This is a genomic window from Mesorhizobium sp. B2-8-1, assembly GCF_006440955.1.
GTDB lineage: Bacteria > Pseudomonadota > Alphaproteobacteria > Rhizobiales > Rhizobiaceae > Mesorhizobium.
Genome location: NZ_VFTX01000012.1, coordinates 56,763 through 72,319, shown reverse-complemented (window position 1 = coordinate 72,319; position 15,557 = coordinate 56,763). Strand labels below are relative to the sequence as shown.

Genomic DNA, 15,557 nt, shown 5'->3' with positions numbered 1-15,557 from the left:
ATCAATTCCCCGCCTGTTGCTGCGGCAAGAGATAGCCGGTCGTCGACCGGGCCAGCACCAGATAGCGCGCGGCGACGGCCTTGATCTCGCCGGGAGTGATGTTGCGGATGCGCTCCGGCCATTGCTCGATGTCCTGCACATTGCCGCCGGTGGCAAGCTCGGCGCCATAGATATTGGCCATCGAATCCTGTTTGTCGCGGGCGAAAACCATCGAGCGGACATAGCGGTCCTTGGCCTTGTCCAGCTCCTTGACGGTGACGCCTTCCCTGGCGATGCGCACGACCTCCGCGTCGACGGCCGCCTCGACATCGACGAGCCTGGCGTCGCCGCGCGGCGTGCCATAGACGGTGAAGTTGGTGTCGTCCAGCATGGTGCCCTGGAAATAGGCCCCGGCGTTGGAAGCGATGCCTTGCCTGACCACCAGCGCCTGATAGAGCCGGCTGCGGTTGCCGCCGCCCAGTATTTCCGCCAGCAGGTCGAGCGCCTCGGCTTCGCCGGGCTTGGCCGTGTGGTAGGACGGCACCACCCATTGGGTGGAGAAATTCGGCACGCTGACGCGGGCGTCGGACAGCGTCACCGTGCGCCTGGTGTTCTGCTCCGGCTCGACCGGGCGGACGCGCGGCGGCAGGTCGGGCCCGCGCGCGATCTTGCCGTAGGTTTTCTCGGCCAGAGCCTTGACCGTGTCGGGCTCGACGTCACCGGCCACGATCAGCACCGCGTTGTTGGGCTGGTAGTATTTGTTGTAGAAGGCGATGGCGTCGGTGCGGTTCAACTGCTCCATCTCCTGCATCCAGCCAATGACCGGAATTCGGTAGGGCTGGTTCTGCCACAGCGTGGCGTCGAGTTCCTCTTCGAGCACCGCCTCGGGACTGTTGTCGATGCGCGAACGGCGCTCCTCCAGGATGACGTCGCGCTCGGTCTTGATGACATCGTCGGTGAGGATGAGGTTGCGCATACGGTCGGCCTCGAAGCTCATCATCAGCTCGAGCGCCGACGGCGCCACCGTCTCGTGGAAGGCGGTGTAGTCGTAGGAGGTGAAGGCGTTGTTGGAGCCGCCTATGTCGGAGACGGCGCGGTCGAACTCGCCGGCGGCGTGATTGGCCGTCGCCTTGAACATCAGATGCTCGAAGAAGTGGGCGATGCCGGATTTGCCTGGCGGCTCGTCGGCGCTGCCCACCTTATACCACACCATATGGGTGACGATCGGCGAGCGATGGTCGGGAATGACGACCACTTCCATGCCATTGTCGAGCAGAAAATCCGTTACCTTGAACTCGGCCGGCCGCTTGTCGGCGGCGAAGGTCGCCGGGGCCAGTCCGGCAATGACCAAAGCCAGCGATGTGGCCAAGAGCGTCTTGCGCAGCCATTCAGCCTGAAATGTCATCAATGGCTCCGGTTTCTCATGACGGACGATAGGCGGCGAGCCGATGTTGTGAAAGTGAATTGTTGATTACTGGCATGGCACGACCTGCTCCCCTGGGAAGAGGGCTCGCATTCCATCTTCGCCCGCAAATGAAGCTTAACTCAGGCGGCCTCGACAAGCCGGATCAGCGTCTCGCCATAGTGGCGCTCGTCGACAACTGAAAATCCCGGTCCCGGCTCGAAAGGCGCCGCCGCTGCCTCCTCGACCACGCACAGCGCGCCGGGACGCAGCCAGCCGCCTTGCTTGGCCGACCTCAGCGCGCGTTCGCCAAGACCCTTGCCGTAGGGTGGATCGGCGAAAACGAGGTCGAACGGCGCCAGCGTGCCGGCCTCGCCCAGAGCCGTTGCGTCGCGCCGAAATATCTTGGTGCGGCCGGTCAGGCCGAAGGCCTCGACATTGTCGCGGATCAGGCCGCGGCCTTCGGCCGACTCCTCGATGAAGACGCCATAGGACGCGCCGCGCGACAGCGCCTCGAGCCCGAGAGCGCCCGTGCCTGCGAACAGGTCGAGCACGCGCGCGCCCTGCAACCGATCGGCAAAGCGATGCGCCAGCACATTGAAAACAGCCTCGCGGGTGCGGTCAGTGGTGGGGCGGATGGCGCTGCCGCGGGGCGTCGCCAGCGGGCGCCCGCGAAACTCGCCGCCGACGATCCTCATTTCGCCCTTGGACCCTTGAAACCGCCGCGCGGCCGCTCGCCGCCGCCGCCCGGACGTTCGCCACGCGGCTTGCCGAACGGCTTGGGGCCGCCCGGCTTGCCGCCGGGCTTGCCATAGGCCGGCTTGAAAGACGCCTTACGGGCCTTGGCCTCAGCGGCTTTGGCAGCATCCGCCTCCGCCCTGCCCTTGCCGATTGGGCGCGCGCCCGGCGCCATCCAGACATTGGCCTTGCGCTGGCCGGGCGGCTCGATCGGCCGCTGCTCGCGCTCGGATTTCTTGCCGCCCGGTTTGCCGCCAAAACCACCGCGCGGCTTGTCGCCGAAGCTACCGCGTTCGGGTCTCGGGCCGCGGTCGCCAAAGCTTTTTTCCGGCCTCGCGCCTCTGTCGGGGCTGGTCGACAGTTTGCCCAGCGCCTCGTCACGGCTGCCTTCGCGGCGCTTGCGGTTCTTGATCAGGCCGCCCTCGCCGATCGGCCGGTGGTCACCCTCGCGCGAAAATCTCGGCCGCTCGGCCTCCTCACGCCGCAGCTCGACCCGCCGCACCGGCAAGTTGGAAAACGGCTTTGTTATCTCGGCATCGAAATTGGCACCGGATTCCTCTATCAGGCGTTCGCCGAGCTGATCGCGCAACACCTTGCCCTTGATCTCCAGCACATGGCCTTCGGGGAGCTCGTCGAGCTGGAACGGGCCGTAGGAGATGCGGATCAGCCGCGTCACGTCGAGGCCGAGCGCGCCGAGAATGTTCTTGACCTCGCGGTTTTTGCCCTCGCGCAAGCCGATCGTCAGCCAGGCGTTCGAGCCTTGCTCGCGATCGAGGCTCGCCTCGATGGCGCCATAGAAGACGCCGTCCACGGCAATGCCTTCGCGCAAACCCGCAAGCGCACTTTCCTCGACCTTGCCATGGACGCGCACCCGGTAACGGCGCAGCCAGCCGGTGGCCGGCAGTTCGAGCACGCGAGACAGGCCGCCATCATTGGTCAGCAGCAGCAGGCCTTCGGTGTTGATGTCGAGCCGGCCGATGGTCATCAGCCGGGGCAATTCAGCCGGCAGCACGTCGAAGACGGTCTTGCGGCCCTCGGGGTCGCGGTTGGTGGTCACGACACCGGCAGGCTTGTGGAACAGGAACAGCCGAGTGCGCTCGATCGGCGGGATCTCCATGCCGTCGAGATGGATGATGTCGCCCGGCATCACATTGAAAGCCGGCGAAGACAGAACCCGGCCGTTGACCTTGACGCGGCCGGCCGCGATCAACTCCTCGGCGTCGCGGCGCGAGGCAAGCCCGGCGCGAGCCAGCCGCTTGGCGATCCGCTCGCCGGCTTCCTCGGGCGCCTCCGCAGGACGCGGACGGGACTTGAAACCGCCTTGCGGCCGGTCGGCAGCGAAATCGCGCTTCGGACGGTCTGCGAAATCGCGCTTCGGACGGTCAGAGAAGTCGGGCTTGGGCCGATCGGCAAAATCACGCTTAGGACGATCGAAGCGTCTTTCACCCGTCGCACCTTCAGCCGCCATTGGCCGCTCGCCGCGCGGTGCATACGGCTTGCGCGGGCCTTCGCGGTTTTCATAAGGCTTGCCTTGCGGACGCGGACCCTTGTTGAAGGGCCGCTCCGAGCGCCCGCCTTCCCCGCCCTCGCGCGGCTTGTACTCACGCTTCTGTGGCCGTTCGCCATCGGCGGCCATTGGACGCTCGCCGCGCGGTGCGTAGGGCTTCCGCGGGCCTTCGCGGTTTTCATAAGGCTTGCCTTGCGGACGCGGACCCTTGTTGAAGGGCCGCTCCGGGCGCCCGCCTTCGCCGCCTTCGCGCGGCTTGTACTCACGCTTCTGGGGCCGTTCGCCATCGGCGGCCATCGGCCGCTCACCGCGCGGCGCGTAGGGTTTGCGCGGCCCTTCGTGCTTTTCGAAGGGCTTGCCGCCGTCGCCACGCTTGGCAAACGGTTTCTTGGCGCCGAAGGCTGGCTTGCCGCCTTTGCCGGCATCGCGCCCACGCGCGCCCGCCGGTTTCGGACCGCTTTTGCCCGGACCCTTCTGGCGCGGAGATTTCTTGTCGTTGTCGTCCATGTGGCCTTTGTCCGTTTGCGCTGCTACAGCGTGGCGCATCCTTTCGGGCGCGCAACGAACGCTGTAGCATTTTTGATTTGGCGCATGATCATTTCCGAAAACCGTACCCGATTTTCGAGGTTATGCGCTCAATAACAGGATCACCGGCGAGTGGCGAGGAGATAATCGGAATGGAAGCCCGCGTGAAGCGGCCCGATTTCATGGCGCTGGCGCTGGAGGAGGCGCAAGCGGCAGCCTCGCGCGGCGAAGTGCCGGTCGGCGCCGTCATCGCCAGCGCCGGCACGGTCGTGGCCAGTGCCGGCAACCGCACCCGGGAGCTTGCCGATCCGACGGCCCATGCCGAGATGCTGGCCATCCGCGAAGCCTGCCGAAGGCTGTCGAGCGAGCGGCTCACCGGACACGATCTCTATGTGACGCTGGAGCCTTGCGCCATGTGCGCCGGCGCCATCTCCTTCGCCAGGTTGCGCCGGCTCTACTTTGGCGCCGCGGACGAAAAGGGCGGCGCGGTGGTCAACGGCGTGCGCTTCTTCGCTTCGCCGACCTGCCATCACACGCCCGACATTTATGCGGGCATCGCGGAGGCCGAATCGGCCCTGCTGCTGAAGGATTTCTTTCGGGAACGCCGCGACTGAACGGGGTGCGATACCCGTCAGCAAAGCAAATGCGCCCCGCTTTTTACAGGGACGGCAGCCAGTCGAACCAGCCACCCTTCTTGCCTTCCGCCTCTCTCTTCAGGCGGCGTTCCTTTTTGTACTCGTCTTCGCCGAGTTCGTTTTGCGGCGCCGTGCCGGATGCGACGCGATAGGCAAGGGGCGGTTCGCTCAGATATTTGCGGGTATTCGGATCGCCCTGCTTGCTTTCGGCAAGGCGGCGCTGGATATCGGCGGCGCGGCCCTTGTCGGAATCGGCAGGCGTCCAGCGCGGCGGGTGACTCGAGCCGGATTCTTCCATCGCCTTCTTCACCGAGGCCGGATCGGTCTGCACGTCGTCGACGATCTGCGACTGGTAGGACGGATCATCCTGGTGGGCGGTGGCGTCGGCGCGCAGGCGGGCACGGCGCTGCTCGGGCGATTCGGGCCATTCGGCGCTTGCGGTCTCGATGCTATCCTGTGGCGCCGGCAGCGCTTCCTTCTGACCAGGCGCCGGCTTCACCAGGGTGGGACGCGGCTTGTAATCGATGTGTTCCTTGCGCTTGGGGGCGAACGAAAAAGCGCCGGTGAGATCGCCGGCCAATTGTTCGCCGGCGGTCTTGTCCGTGCCGTAGGTCGGAGAACCGACACAGCCGGACAGAGCGAGCCCCGATGCGACAAGCGGCGCCAACAGCGCGAGGCGCGCGTTAAATCTCTCGGTCATGCCAAAAAGTCCCACTCTAGACAGCCTCTCGATCGCCGCCGGCCCCAAGGTCCGGTCCCCGTGTCCAAGCACTTGCGACGAAAATCCGGCGACAATTTGTCTTCCGGAGTTTCGCGTGTTTACCTCAACCACTCGTTAAGGGCAACGCGCGGACGGATTTGCACCGACCGGCGTGGCATTTGTGCACCGATATGCCTGGCCTTCAAAGCCGACCGAGCGCCTTAAGCTCATGCAGCACGGCGGCGTCGCGCGCCGAGACATCGGGAAAGGCAGGATCCTGCCCGACATCGGCGGTGTAACGCCACGACCGCGCGCATTTGACCAGGCCGCGATCCTCGGCTTTTTCGATCACCACGGCGACGCCCTTGACGTCTTCGAGCGTGAAGGCGCCTTGTTGCACCTCGCCATGGGCGATGATGAGATCGCTGGTGATCGCCATTTCGGCCATGTCGACATCCGATATCGCCGCCTCGAGCGCCGCATCGTCGATGGTGACGACGGGAACCGCTTCCAGCGACGAGCCGATCACCTTCTGGGCACGCGCGATTTCCAGCGCACCGGTGACGACGCGGCGCACCTGCCGCACCTTACGCCATTTTTCCGCCAGCGCCTCGTTCTTCCAGTTTTCCGGGATCGCCGGGAACTGGTCGAGATGCACCGAGACGGCATCGGGGTGGCGGTCGAGCCAGGCCTCTTCCATGGTGAAGGGCAGCATCGGCGCCAGCCATCTCACCAGACAGTCGAAAAGGTGGCGCACCACCTGCACCGAGGCCTTGCGCTTCGCGCTCGACGGCGCATCGCAGTAGAGCGCGTCCTTGCGGATATCGAAATAGAAGGCCGACAGCTCGACCACCATGAAATCGAGGAGCGCACGGGTGATGCGCTTGAACTCGAAGGCATCGTAGCCCTGGCGCACCACCTCATCGAGTTCGGCGAGGCGATGCAGCATCAGCCGTTCCAGCTCCGGCATCCCTTCCAGCGGCACCTCCTCGCCATCGTCGTGGGCGAGCGTGCCCAGCATCCAGCGGATGGTGTTGCGCAGCTTGCGGTAGGCGTCGATGTTGGTTTGCAGCACGTTCTTGCCGAGGCGCTGGTCTTCCCAATAGTCGGTCGTCACCACCCACAGGCGCAGGATGTCCGCGCCGGACTGCTTGATCACGTCCTGCGGGACGACGGTGTTGCCGAGTGACTTCGACATCTTGCGGCCGTCCTCGTCCATGGTGAAACCATGGGTGACGACGGTGTTGTAAGGCGCCCTGCCCCTGGTGCCGCAGCTTTCGAGCAGTGAGGAGTGGAACCAGCCGCGATGCTGGTCGGAGCCTTCGAGATAAACGTCGGCCGGCCATTTGAGATCGGGACGATCCTCCAGCGTGAACACGTGAGTCGAGCCTGAATCAAACCAGACGTCGAGGATGTCCGTCACCTGTTTCCATCTGGAGGCATCGTGATTGCCGAGGAAACGGTCCTTGGCGCCGGCGGCGAACCAGGCATCGGCGCCCTCTTTCTCGAAAGCGTCCATGATGCGCTGGTTGACCGCCTCGTCCTGGAGCACATTGCCGTCGGCGTCGGCGAAGACCGCGATCGGCACGCCCCAGGCGCGCTGGCGCGACAGCACCCAGTCGGGCCGTTCCTCGATCATGGCGCGAATGCGGTTCTGCCCCGCCCCCGGCACGAAACGGGTGTCGTCGATCGCCTTCAGCGCACGGCTGCGCAGCGTCGTGCCGTCGCCGAGGTCCTTGTCCATGTAAACGAACCATTGCGGCGTGTTGCGGAAGATGACCGGTTTCTTCGACCGCCAGGAATGCGGATAGGAGTGTTTCAGCCGACCGCGCGCGAACAACGCGTTGCGCTTGATCAGCTCATCGATGACCGCTTGGTTGGCATTGCCCTTCTTGCCGTTGTCGTCAAGGACGCGCGCCGCGCCACCCTCACGATCCGGACCGAAGCCCGGCGCGTCCTTGGTGAAAAAGCCGGCATCGTCGACGGTGAACGGGATCGCGGTGTCGACGCCGCGCGCGCGCAGGTCCGGGGCCGCGTCCATCCAGGCGTCGAAATCCTCGCGACCATGGCCCGGCGCCGTGTGAACGAACCCGGTGCCCGCATCATCGGTGACATGGTCGCCGGCAAGCATGGGCACCGGAAACTCATAGCCGCCTTCAAGACCCTTGAAGGGATGCGAAAGCGTAAGACTTCCAAGCTCTTGCGCCGACACGCTGCGAAGACGATTCAAGGTGACTTTGGCCTTGACCGAAGCCTCTTCAGCCAGTGTATCGGCAAAGATCAGCTTTTCGCCCGGCTGCGGGCCGAAGGCGTTCTCGGCTGCCGTGACCTCGTAGAGGCCGTAGTTGATGCGCGGCGAATAGTTGACGGCACGGTTGCCGGGGATCGTCCAGGGCGTCGTCGTCCAGATGACGACGTGGGCCTGCAGCAGATCGAGAGCGCCCTCGGTCAGTGCGGCCTCTCCGTCAGCGACGGGGCGCACCAGACTGGCGACGGGGAACTTCACCCAGATCGTATCCGACTCATAATCCTGGTATTCGATCTCGGCCTCGGCGAGCGCGGTGCGCTCGACGACACTCCACATCACCGGCTTGGAGCCGCGATAGAGCTGGCCCGACATGGCGAATTTCAACAGTTCGCCGGCGATACGCGCCTCGGCGTGGAAGGCCATGGTCGTATACGGATTCTTGAAGTCGCCGATGACGCCAAGGCGCTGGAATTCCGCCCCCTGAACGCCGATCCAGTGAGCGGCGAAATCCCGGCATTCCTTGCGGAATTCGTTGACCGGCACCTCATCCTTGTTCTTGCCCTTGGCGCGGTACTGCTCCTCGATCTTCCATTCGATCGGCAGGCCGTGGCAGTCCCAGCCGGGCACGTAATTGGCGTCGCGGCCGCGCATCTGGAAGGAGCGGTTGATGACGTCCTTGAGGATCTTGTTCAGCGCATGGCCGATATGGATGTTGCCGTTGGCATAAGGCGGGCCGTCATGCAGCACGTATTTCGGGCGACCGGCGGAGGCCTCGCGCAACTTGCGGTAGAGATCCATCTCCTGCCAGCGCTGGACCAGCACCGGCTCCTTCTCGGGCAAACCGGCACGCATCGGGAAGTCCGTCTGCGGCAGGTAAAGCGTCTTGGAATAGTCGATCGTTTCAGCTGTATCGGTCATTGATCTGCCATTGTGGATTGCCCGGCGGCAAGGGAGCTCGGGCCTGAACTATCATGATCTGGAAAAAGCGCGAGGGGTCGCGCGCAAGATTCCCGGCGGCTCCGACAGCTCTCAGGCCGTCCGGAACACCGGGCTGGTAATTCGTATCGTAATCGCGACGGAACGCGAGACCACTGTCATGGCCGCGCTTTTAAACGAGGTGGGCCAGCTTGGAAAGCCCGAACTCCAAGGCACTCGCCTTGCCGCTTGTGCCAATTGCGCATATATGTTTGGGCAAATGGCACCGGAGGCGCGTCATGTCCAATCCGCATCGCAAGGTCCACGTGCCGGCTGCCAGACGGGCCGCCCGTAAGGAGAAGGTCGAGCGTGCGCAGGATGGCTTGGTCCGGGATGCCGCAACGGGGCAATTCCTGGTCAGCTTCACCAAGGTGGAAGAACTCCGCCACCGTGGGTTCAGCAATGACGAAATCTACAAGATCGTAGGATCGCGGCGCACTTTGGCGCGCAGGAAAGAACGCAATGAGAAACTGAGTATTGCCGAGTCCGATCGCGTCATGCGCATCGAGCGCATTTCCACAATGGCGGATCGTGTTTTCGGAGACCACGAAAAAGCGCAACGTTGGTTGCGCAAACGCAGCCGGGTGCTCAACGAAGCGCCTATCACGCTCCTGCAGTCGGAAACCGGTGCTTCCCTGGTGGAAGAGGAACTGCATCGCATCGATTATGGCATTTTCGCCTGACGATGCGTCTATGGCGTATCTCCAACTTCGCCGACCTGTCCGGCCGGGGCGGCATGCTCAGCTCCGGCCGTTGGAACATCAAGGGCACCGCCATTGTGTACTGTGCGGATCACCCCGCCACGGCGCTTCTTGAAATTCTCGTTCATGTCGACGTGGAAGATTTGCCGCCCACGTTCCAGCTCCTGGAAATCGAAGTGCCTGACGGCGTCTCCATTGCCGTCCCCGATTTGCCCGAGGGCTGGAAAGACAATCCGGCCAAGACACGCGAGATTGGCAGCGATTTTGTCAGTGCCGCCAGCCATCCAGTCATGGAAGTTCCTTGCGTGATCGTTCCCTTCGCCAGAAACTATATTCTCAATCCCGCCTTGCTGGAACGCGAAGGCATCGCCATCGTCGGCACCACAAGTCATCAGATCGATACGCGATTGCTGGAATAAGGCCGATACCGGCTACATCTTGAAATCGAAGCGATAGGTCGTCGATACGCCGATCATGAACTGGTTGCGGTCGCCGCGCTCCTTGACCAGGCTGGAATCGGCGGCCGGGCCTTCGAGGCGTGAATATTCCCCGAACAGGCTGGCGGTCATCGGGTCGGTCACCTTCCACGTCACCGCACCGCCAAGGCCGACCGATTTCAGGCCGCCGCCGGGATTATACTGGTTCAACCCCGAGGCCACGGCTTCCTGCGCGTCGACGCCGTAATAGGCGTCGAAATATTTGGCGGAGGCGAACGAGACGCGCGGCCCGCCAGAGATCCTGACGGTTGGCGTCACATCGTAGAAGGCGTCGGCGGCGATGTCGGCGACGAAGCCGTTATGGGCGCGGATGCCGTGCCGCAACTCGGCACGCGCACGTATCCAGTCCGTCGGATAGAATTCGAAGAAGCCGCCCACCTCGCCGCCCCAGCGGACCGGATCGAGGCCCTTCAACTCGTCGGCATCGCCATCGTCGCGCGAGAACAGGAACTTGCCGGTCAGGCCGGCGCGAACGCCGCCGTCATCGACCAGCGCCAGCGAAATGTTGTCGTTGCGTGAGGTGAAGCGGGCCGCCGGGCCAGCCTTGCCCAAGGAGATGATCGGCGAGGCGCTGAGCAGGTACTTCTTGCCGCCCTCGAAATTAGGCGCCACCATGCCAGTGGCGCCGACCGTCAGATACCAATCGCCGGACAGCCAGCCGAAGGCGCCCTCGCCGGCATCGGCCGCACCTGAGGTAGCCAGCATGACGGTAGCCAAGGCTGCAGAAATTTTCCCGACCGGACTCATGACTACCCCATTAGCACGATACGACTGTCTTTCGGTCACAGCTTTGAAGAGGCTTTGGTAAAATTTGATTTAAGGTCGAGACGTCCGGCTCGCATTGCTCACCATCCGGCCGCCGTCGGCTGGACGCGGGTCGGCACCAAGGGTAACTTCATTCCCTGCTGGCGGTCCTCGATGGAGGTGGCGACATGACCTTGCACGGCGATGCACTGAAGAACGCGATCGGACAGACGCGAGCAAAGTGGGGGTGGTTTGTTGGCCTGGGCGTGTTGCTGCTGATCCTCGGCGGCATTGCGTTCGGCAACCTCTTCATTGCCACGGTGGCTTCCGTCTATGTCGTGGGGTGGCTGATGCTGGTGGCCGGCATCATCGAGATCATGCATGCCTTCGGGGTCAAGACGTGGGGCCGCTTCTTCTACTGGCTGCTCAGCGGATTGCTCTACGCGGTCGCGGGCTTTTTCGCCTTCGACAACCCGCTGCTGGCCTCGGCGGTGCTGACCTTCCTGCTGGCCGTCGCGCTCGTCGCTTCCGGCGTGCTGCGCGCCTGGGTCGGCTACAGCCACCGGCCTGAGCGCGGCTGGGGCTGGATCGTCGCGGCCGGCGCCATCAGCGCGATCGCAGGATTGATCATAGCCATGGGCTGGCCGGTCAACAGCGTATGGGTGCTCGGCCTGTTCCTGGCAATCGACCTGATCTTCCAGGGCTGGACCTTCATCGCCGTCGGTCTGGCGCTGAAAAAGTAACGTCTGATTCGAGCATGATCTAACCCGAAAACCGGACCATGCTTCAAAAAGCCATGGCCGCGTCGAGTTGCGAAAGTGGCTTGACGCCGGCCAGCAGTGCTCTCGCCTCAGCCTCGTCGCGCTTCATCTGCGCGACCAGCGCATCAAGCCCGTCGAACTTCACCTCGCTGCGCAGGTAACCGAAGAACGACACCTGGCAGATCTCGCCATAGAGGTCACCGGAAAAATCGAAGACGAAGGTTTCCAGAAGCGGCGCGCCATCATCGTCGACGGTCGGACGGCGGCCAAAGCTGGCAACGCCATCATGCAGCCTTCCGTCGGCGCGGCGAAAGCGAACGGCATAGATGCCTTCCCTGAGGGTGGCCTCGGCGGGAAGCCTCATGTTGGCGGTCGGAAAGCCGAGCGTTCGCCCCAGTTTCTGGCCGCCCACGACTTCGCTCTCCACCGTGAAGCGATAGCCGAGCAGGCCGGCGGCCTCGGCCACCGCGCCTTCGCAAAGCAAGGCGCGGATGCGGCTCGATGAAACCACCTCGGCGCTTTCGTCCCGAAATGCATCGACCAGCGTGACGCCGAAGCCATGGCGCTCGCCAGCCGCCATCAGATAGGCCGGCCCGCCCTGGCGGTCCTTGCCGAAATGGAAATCGAAGCCGGTCACGGCATGGGTGATGCCAAGCGTTCTCTCAAGCACGTCGGTCACGAAGGCTTCCGCCGATAGCGAGGCGAAGTCGCGCGTGAAAGGCTGTTCGACGAGCGCGGCAAAGCCCAGCAGCGACAGGAGCCGCGCCTTCATCGGCGGCGGCGTCAGCACGAACAGCGGTATCTCGGGCCTGAATATCTTTCGCGGGTGCGGTTCGAAAGTCAGCACCAGCGCCGGCACGCCACGCCGCCGCGCCTCCGCCAATGCCCGTTCGAGCACCGCCTGATGACCGCGATGGACACCGTCGAAATTGCCGATCGCGACAACGCCGCCGCGCAAATCGGCGGGCAGCGGAGCGGTTGCCGAAAGGTGCTGGAAAGCGTCCATCGCCATCTACCGCAGCCTGGGAATGACGGCCACTGGATGATAGGCGTGCCTGTCAAGAAACGCGGCGAGCCTTGCGGGATCCGGTTGCGATGCATCGCCATAGTCGCGGGCATGAATGCCGCCTGAGACATAGAGAACGTCGAAACCGTTGTCGGCCGCGCCCTTGATATCGGTCAGCATTCCGTCGCCGATGGCCAACACCTGGCGGCGCTCGACCGGCCGGCCAAGGATCTCCGTCACCTCCTTCATCGCCACATCATAGACCGGCGCATAAGGCTTTCCGGCGATCAGCGTGCGGCCGCCGAGCTGCGCGTAGTCGCGTGCCAGGGCGCCGGCGCACCAGATGATGCGTTCGCCGCGCTCGACCATGATATCCGGGTTGGCGCAGATGAAAGGCAGGTTCCTGGCGCGCAGCCGCCGCAGCAGCTCCGCATAATCTTCGGGCTTCTCCACTTCGTCATCGAACAGGCCGGTGCAGACGACGCCGGATGCCTCGAACTCCTCGACGAGATCGACGTCGAGCCCGTCATAGAGGGTCAAGTCTCGCTCGGCGCCGACATGGAAGATCTTTCGCGGGCCTTCCACGATCAGGTCGCGGGTCACGTCGCCCGAGGTGACCACGCGGTCGTAGGCCGATGGGGGAACGCCGATGACGTTCATCTGGGCCACGACGTCGGCGCTGCGGCGCGGCGAATTGGTGATCAGGACGACGGGAATGCCGGCCGTACGGGCAGCCGCCAGCGCCGACGCAGCCGCGGGAAAATGCCTTTCGCCATTGTGCACTACGCCCCAGACATCGCAGAGAATGGCCGAATAGTTCTTCGACACGTCTTCGAGCGAACCGATGATGTCAGGCGAGGCCGCCATGCCGTATCCTTCAGTCATGATCGTTGCGGTGCCGCAGCCGACGGTTCGCCGCAGCCGGTTGGAATTATCCGAACCGGCCCAGCCTGTCACCAGCTTTCGCCCGCCTGTACCGGCATCCACCACCGTTCACTGGTTGGTTAACGAGCTTTGAAAATGCAGCCTGACCTTGGATATATTCCAGAAACCTGAAATTTAACGATTTATGACACCGTCCCCACTGACTATCGATTTGGCGGGGCAGCTGTGACAATGATCCGAAGATTCGGACGCGACCGGCGTGGCAATTATGCGCTGATGACCGTGCTCGCCATGGTGCCGCTGATGGGCGCCGTGGCGATCGCCGTCGACTATACGGAAATGGTGGGCCAAAGGCAAAACGCCTTGAACGCCTTGGACGCGGCCGGCTTCGCCACGGCCCAGCAGATCGTTGCCGGCGCCAGCGACGCCGACGCGGTGGCCTATGCCAAGAATTTCTTCGAAGCCAATCTCGCGCATATCGATCCGGCCAACACCACGCTGGCCGTGACGCTGCCCAACAACAACACAGGCGGCGGGACGCTGAAGCTCTGCGCGACCTTGGTCTACAAGCCCTATTTCGAGCCGACGGCTAAACTACTGCTGGGCGGCAGCGCCGGCAGCACCGATATCGGCTTCAGCACCTGCTCCGAAGTGCGCCTGAAGAACACGCTGGAAGTGTCGCTGGTGCTTGATAATTCCGGTTCGATGAAGGAGCTCGGCAAAGGCTCGAACAAGGTGCGGTTCGACCTTCTCAAGAGCGCCGCCAAGCAGTTGGTCGACCAGTTGGCCGGCCAGGCCCAGCAGATGAGGCAGGTCACCAAGCCGGTCCAGTTCAGCCTCGTTCCCTTTGCCGCCTCGGTGAATGTCGGTCCGGGCAACGGCTCGGCGGCGTGGATGGACACGACCGGCATATCGCCGATCCATCATGAGAATTTCGACTGGACAAACACGATGACCCAGATGAAATCTCCATGGGGATCGACCAAATACGCAGAGAACATTGCCGGCATCTGGTACGCGAAAGGCACCGGCTGGGACGCGAGCCAGAAAGACCAGCCACTGACCCGGTTCTCGATCTACAAACAGATGAAACGCACCACGGGGTGCAGTTCAAGGAACCGGGACGGCAGTTGCAAGACCTACACCTACGATACGGTTGCCAACTGGGGAGGCTGTGTCGAATCTCGGCCATATCCATACAACATCCAGGATACCGCAGCGTCCACACCCGCTACCCTGTTCGTGCCGATGTTCGCGCCCGATGAAACTGATCTCATCGACAGCAGCAGCCGGCCGGCCAACAACAATTGGCGTGCCGACGTGCCGTCGGGGACACTTGTGCCGCCAGTCACCAGCGCCGAACGCCAGCGCTACATGCCGAAATATTTCAATGATCCGGGGACTACGGTGACATCAGGCTATGGCATGGATGCCGGTCCCAACACGAGTTGCAGCACAACGGCGATCAAGCCGCTGACCGACGTCTCCACGACGGCCGGCGCTGACGCGGTCAAAGCCGCCATCGACGCCATGGCCGCTGACGGCGCCACCAACGTGCCGGAAGGCATGGCCTGGGGCTGGCGAACCCTGTCCAGCACCGCACCCTTCACCGAGGGACGGCCCGAGACGGAAAGAGGCAATGACAAGGTGCTGATCGTGCTGACCGACGGCGCCAATACCTACTACACGCCAACGTCGGTGACGGCGCAGACCTACTCTGGAACCAATTGGAGTTCTGGCGGCAACGACATGGCTGGCAGCAAGGCGATCTATTCGGCTCTCGGATACGCCGTACCTTTCATCAAAAGCTATACCTATGGCCGCATGTTCCTCGGCACGGATGTCACCAAGGACGACTACAGCAACGCCAACTACACCAAAGCGATGAACGAGCATTTCACCGCCCTGTGTAACAACGCCAAGGCCGCCGGGGTCATGGTCATGACCATCGCGCTTGATCTGGACGCCACCAAGACAGCGGAGAAAACGCAGATGGATGCGCTGAAGGCCTGTTCTTCGGATTCCCGCTTCAGCAAGGACAAGACCGATCCGAGCAAGCCGATGAAGCTGTTCTGGAATTCGACGGGCGCAACGCTGTCCGACGATTTCAAGGCGATCGGCAACGAGCTGTCCAACCTGCGCATCGTCAGCTGATCCGACGAATTCCACGTCGACGCCCTGCATCCGGCGGGGTGTCGTTTTTTGGAGGCACCGGGGGGCCGCTCCAGATTGGTTAGTGCTTGGTGAAGCGCGA

General features: G+C 63.5%; 13 protein-coding genes. 5 read left to right on the top strand and 8 right to left on the bottom strand.

Going from position 1 to position 15,557, the window contains the following annotated elements; genetic code table 11:
- Window position 1 precedes the first annotated feature (1 nt).
- The 3 genes from FJ428_RS26080 to FJ428_RS26070 form a co-directional block, all read right to left on the bottom strand.
- Window positions 2–1,384, bottom strand: coding sequence for a pitrilysin family protein (locus FJ428_RS26080; RefSeq protein ID WP_140557097.1), 1,383 nt, complete (start codon window positions 1,382–1,384; stop codon window positions 2–4).
- Between the two features lie 140 nt (window positions 1,385–1,524).
- A complete protein-coding gene (gene rsmD, locus FJ428_RS26075; protein ID WP_140624605.1) occupies window positions 1,525–2,079 on the bottom strand; it encodes a 16S rRNA (guanine(966)-N(2))-methyltransferase RsmD in 555 nt (184 codons plus the stop codon).
- Window positions 2,076–4,133, bottom strand: coding sequence for a pseudouridine synthase (locus FJ428_RS26070; RefSeq protein WP_140880476.1), 2,058 nt, complete (start codon window positions 4,131–4,133; stop codon window positions 2,076–2,078). Before FJ428_RS26070 ends, rsmD begins: the two co-directional genes overlap by 4 nt.
- 182 nt (window positions 4,134–4,315) lie before the next feature.
- On the opposite strand from FJ428_RS26070, the gene FJ428_RS26065 reads away from it, so the two are divergent.
- Complete coding sequence (locus FJ428_RS26065) at window positions 4,316–4,765, top strand: nucleoside deaminase (protein ID WP_140522168.1); 450 nt, start codon at window positions 4,316–4,318, stop codon at window positions 4,763–4,765.
- A gap of 43 nt (window positions 4,766–4,808) precedes the next feature.
- Here FJ428_RS26065 and FJ428_RS26060 read toward each other — a convergent pair whose 3' ends face one another.
- Together FJ428_RS26060 and ileS are read right to left on the bottom strand one after the other, a co-directional pair.
- Window positions 4,809–5,486 (bottom strand): hypothetical protein, encoded by a 678-nt coding sequence (locus FJ428_RS26060; RefSeq protein WP_140494227.1) that lies wholly within the window; start codon window positions 5,484–5,486, stop codon window positions 4,809–4,811.
- Window positions 5,487–5,688: 202 nt separating this feature from the next.
- Window positions 5,689–8,652, bottom strand: coding sequence for an isoleucine--tRNA ligase (gene ileS, locus FJ428_RS26055; protein WP_140880475.1), 2,964 nt, complete (start codon window positions 8,650–8,652; stop codon window positions 5,689–5,691).
- 296 nt (window positions 8,653–8,948) lie between these two features.
- Here ileS and FJ428_RS26050 point away from each other — a divergent pair, with 296 nt between their 5' ends.
- Entirely contained in the window at window positions 8,949–9,392 is a 444-nt protein-coding gene (locus FJ428_RS26050) for an antitoxin Xre/MbcA/ParS toxin-binding domain-containing protein (RefSeq protein ID WP_140494231.1), read from the top strand.
- Between the two features lie 2 nt (window positions 9,393–9,394).
- A complete protein-coding gene (locus FJ428_RS26045; RefSeq protein ID WP_140494233.1) occupies window positions 9,395–9,829 on the top strand; it encodes an RES family NAD+ phosphorylase in 435 nt (144 codons plus the stop codon).
- 12 nt (window positions 9,830–9,841) lie between these two features.
- Here the strand turns inward: FJ428_RS26045 and FJ428_RS26040 are convergent, their stop codons facing one another.
- Complete coding sequence (locus FJ428_RS26040) at window positions 9,842–10,612, bottom strand: MipA/OmpV family protein (protein ID WP_224519163.1); 771 nt, start codon at window positions 10,610–10,612, stop codon at window positions 9,842–9,844.
- A 227-nt stretch (window positions 10,613–10,839) separates the two neighbouring features.
- On the opposite strand from FJ428_RS26040, the gene FJ428_RS26035 reads away from it, so the two are divergent.
- The gene (locus tag FJ428_RS26035) at window positions 10,840–11,394 is read left to right on the top strand and encodes an HdeD family acid-resistance protein (RefSeq protein WP_140494237.1); all 555 of its coding nucleotides are present in this window, start codon (window positions 10,840–10,842) and stop codon (window positions 11,392–11,394) included.
- Window positions 11,395–11,437: 43 nt separating this feature from the next.
- Here the strand turns inward: FJ428_RS26035 and FJ428_RS26030 are convergent, their stop codons facing one another.
- Window positions 11,438–12,418 carry a bifunctional riboflavin kinase/FAD synthetase gene (locus FJ428_RS26030; RefSeq protein WP_140495019.1) on the bottom strand — a complete coding sequence of 327 codons (981 nt, stop codon included), beginning with the start codon at window positions 12,416–12,418 and terminating at the stop codon, window positions 11,438–11,440.
- 6 nt (window positions 12,419–12,424) lie between these two features.
- Window positions 12,425–13,285: a TIGR01459 family HAD-type hydrolase gene (locus FJ428_RS26025; protein WP_140880516.1), complete on the bottom strand. Its 861-nt coding sequence runs from the start codon at window positions 13,283–13,285 to the stop codon at window positions 12,425–12,427.
- A gap of 249 nt (window positions 13,286–13,534) precedes the next feature.
- Here FJ428_RS26025 and FJ428_RS26020 point away from each other — a divergent pair, with 249 nt between their 5' ends.
- Window positions 13,535–15,457 carry a pilus assembly protein gene (locus FJ428_RS26020; protein WP_140880474.1) on the top strand — a complete coding sequence of 641 codons (1,923 nt, stop codon included), beginning with the start codon at window positions 13,535–13,537 and terminating at the stop codon, window positions 15,455–15,457.
- Window positions 15,458–15,557 lie beyond the last annotated feature (100 nt).

What these genes read in the sequence shown, in the direction of transcription:
- FJ428_RS26080 (WP_140557097.1), bottom strand. Translation starts at nt 1,384, where the DNA reads ATGACATTTCAGGCTGAATGGCTGCGCAAGACGCTCTTGGCCACATCG.
- rsmD (WP_140624605.1), bottom strand. Translation starts at nt 2,079, where the DNA reads ATGAGGATCGTCGGCGGCGAGTTTCGCGGGCGCCCGCTGGCGACGCCC.
- FJ428_RS26070 (WP_140880476.1), bottom strand. Translation starts at nt 4,133, where the DNA reads ATGGACGACAACGACAAGAAATCTCCGCGCCAGAAGGGTCCGGGCAAA.
- FJ428_RS26060 (WP_140494227.1), bottom strand. Translation starts at nt 5,486, where the DNA reads ATGACCGAGAGATTTAACGCGCGCCTCGCGCTGTTGGCGCCGCTTGTC.
- ileS (WP_140880475.1), bottom strand. Translation starts at nt 8,652, where the DNA reads ATGACCGATACAGCTGAAACGATCGACTATTCCAAGACGCTTTACCTG.
- FJ428_RS26050 (WP_140494231.1), top strand. Translation starts at nt 8,949, where the DNA reads ATGTCCAATCCGCATCGCAAGGTCCACGTGCCGGCTGCCAGACGGGCC.
- FJ428_RS26045 (WP_140494233.1), top strand. Translation starts at nt 9,395, where the DNA reads ATGCGTCTATGGCGTATCTCCAACTTCGCCGACCTGTCCGGCCGGGGC.
- FJ428_RS26040 (WP_224519163.1), bottom strand. Translation starts at nt 10,612, where the DNA reads ATGCTGGCTACCTCAGGTGCGGCCGATGCCGGCGAGGGCGCCTTCGGC.
- FJ428_RS26035 (WP_140494237.1), top strand. Translation starts at nt 10,840, where the DNA reads ATGACCTTGCACGGCGATGCACTGAAGAACGCGATCGGACAGACGCGA.
- FJ428_RS26030 (WP_140495019.1), bottom strand. Translation starts at nt 12,418, where the DNA reads ATGGACGCTTTCCAGCACCTTTCGGCAACCGCTCCGCTGCCCGCCGAT.
- FJ428_RS26025 (WP_140880516.1), bottom strand. Translation starts at nt 13,285, where the DNA reads ATGGCGGCCTCGCCTGACATCATCGGTTCGCTCGAAGACGTGTCGAAG.
- FJ428_RS26020 (WP_140880474.1), top strand. Translation starts at nt 13,535, where the DNA reads ATGATCCGAAGATTCGGACGCGACCGGCGTGGCAATTATGCGCTGATG.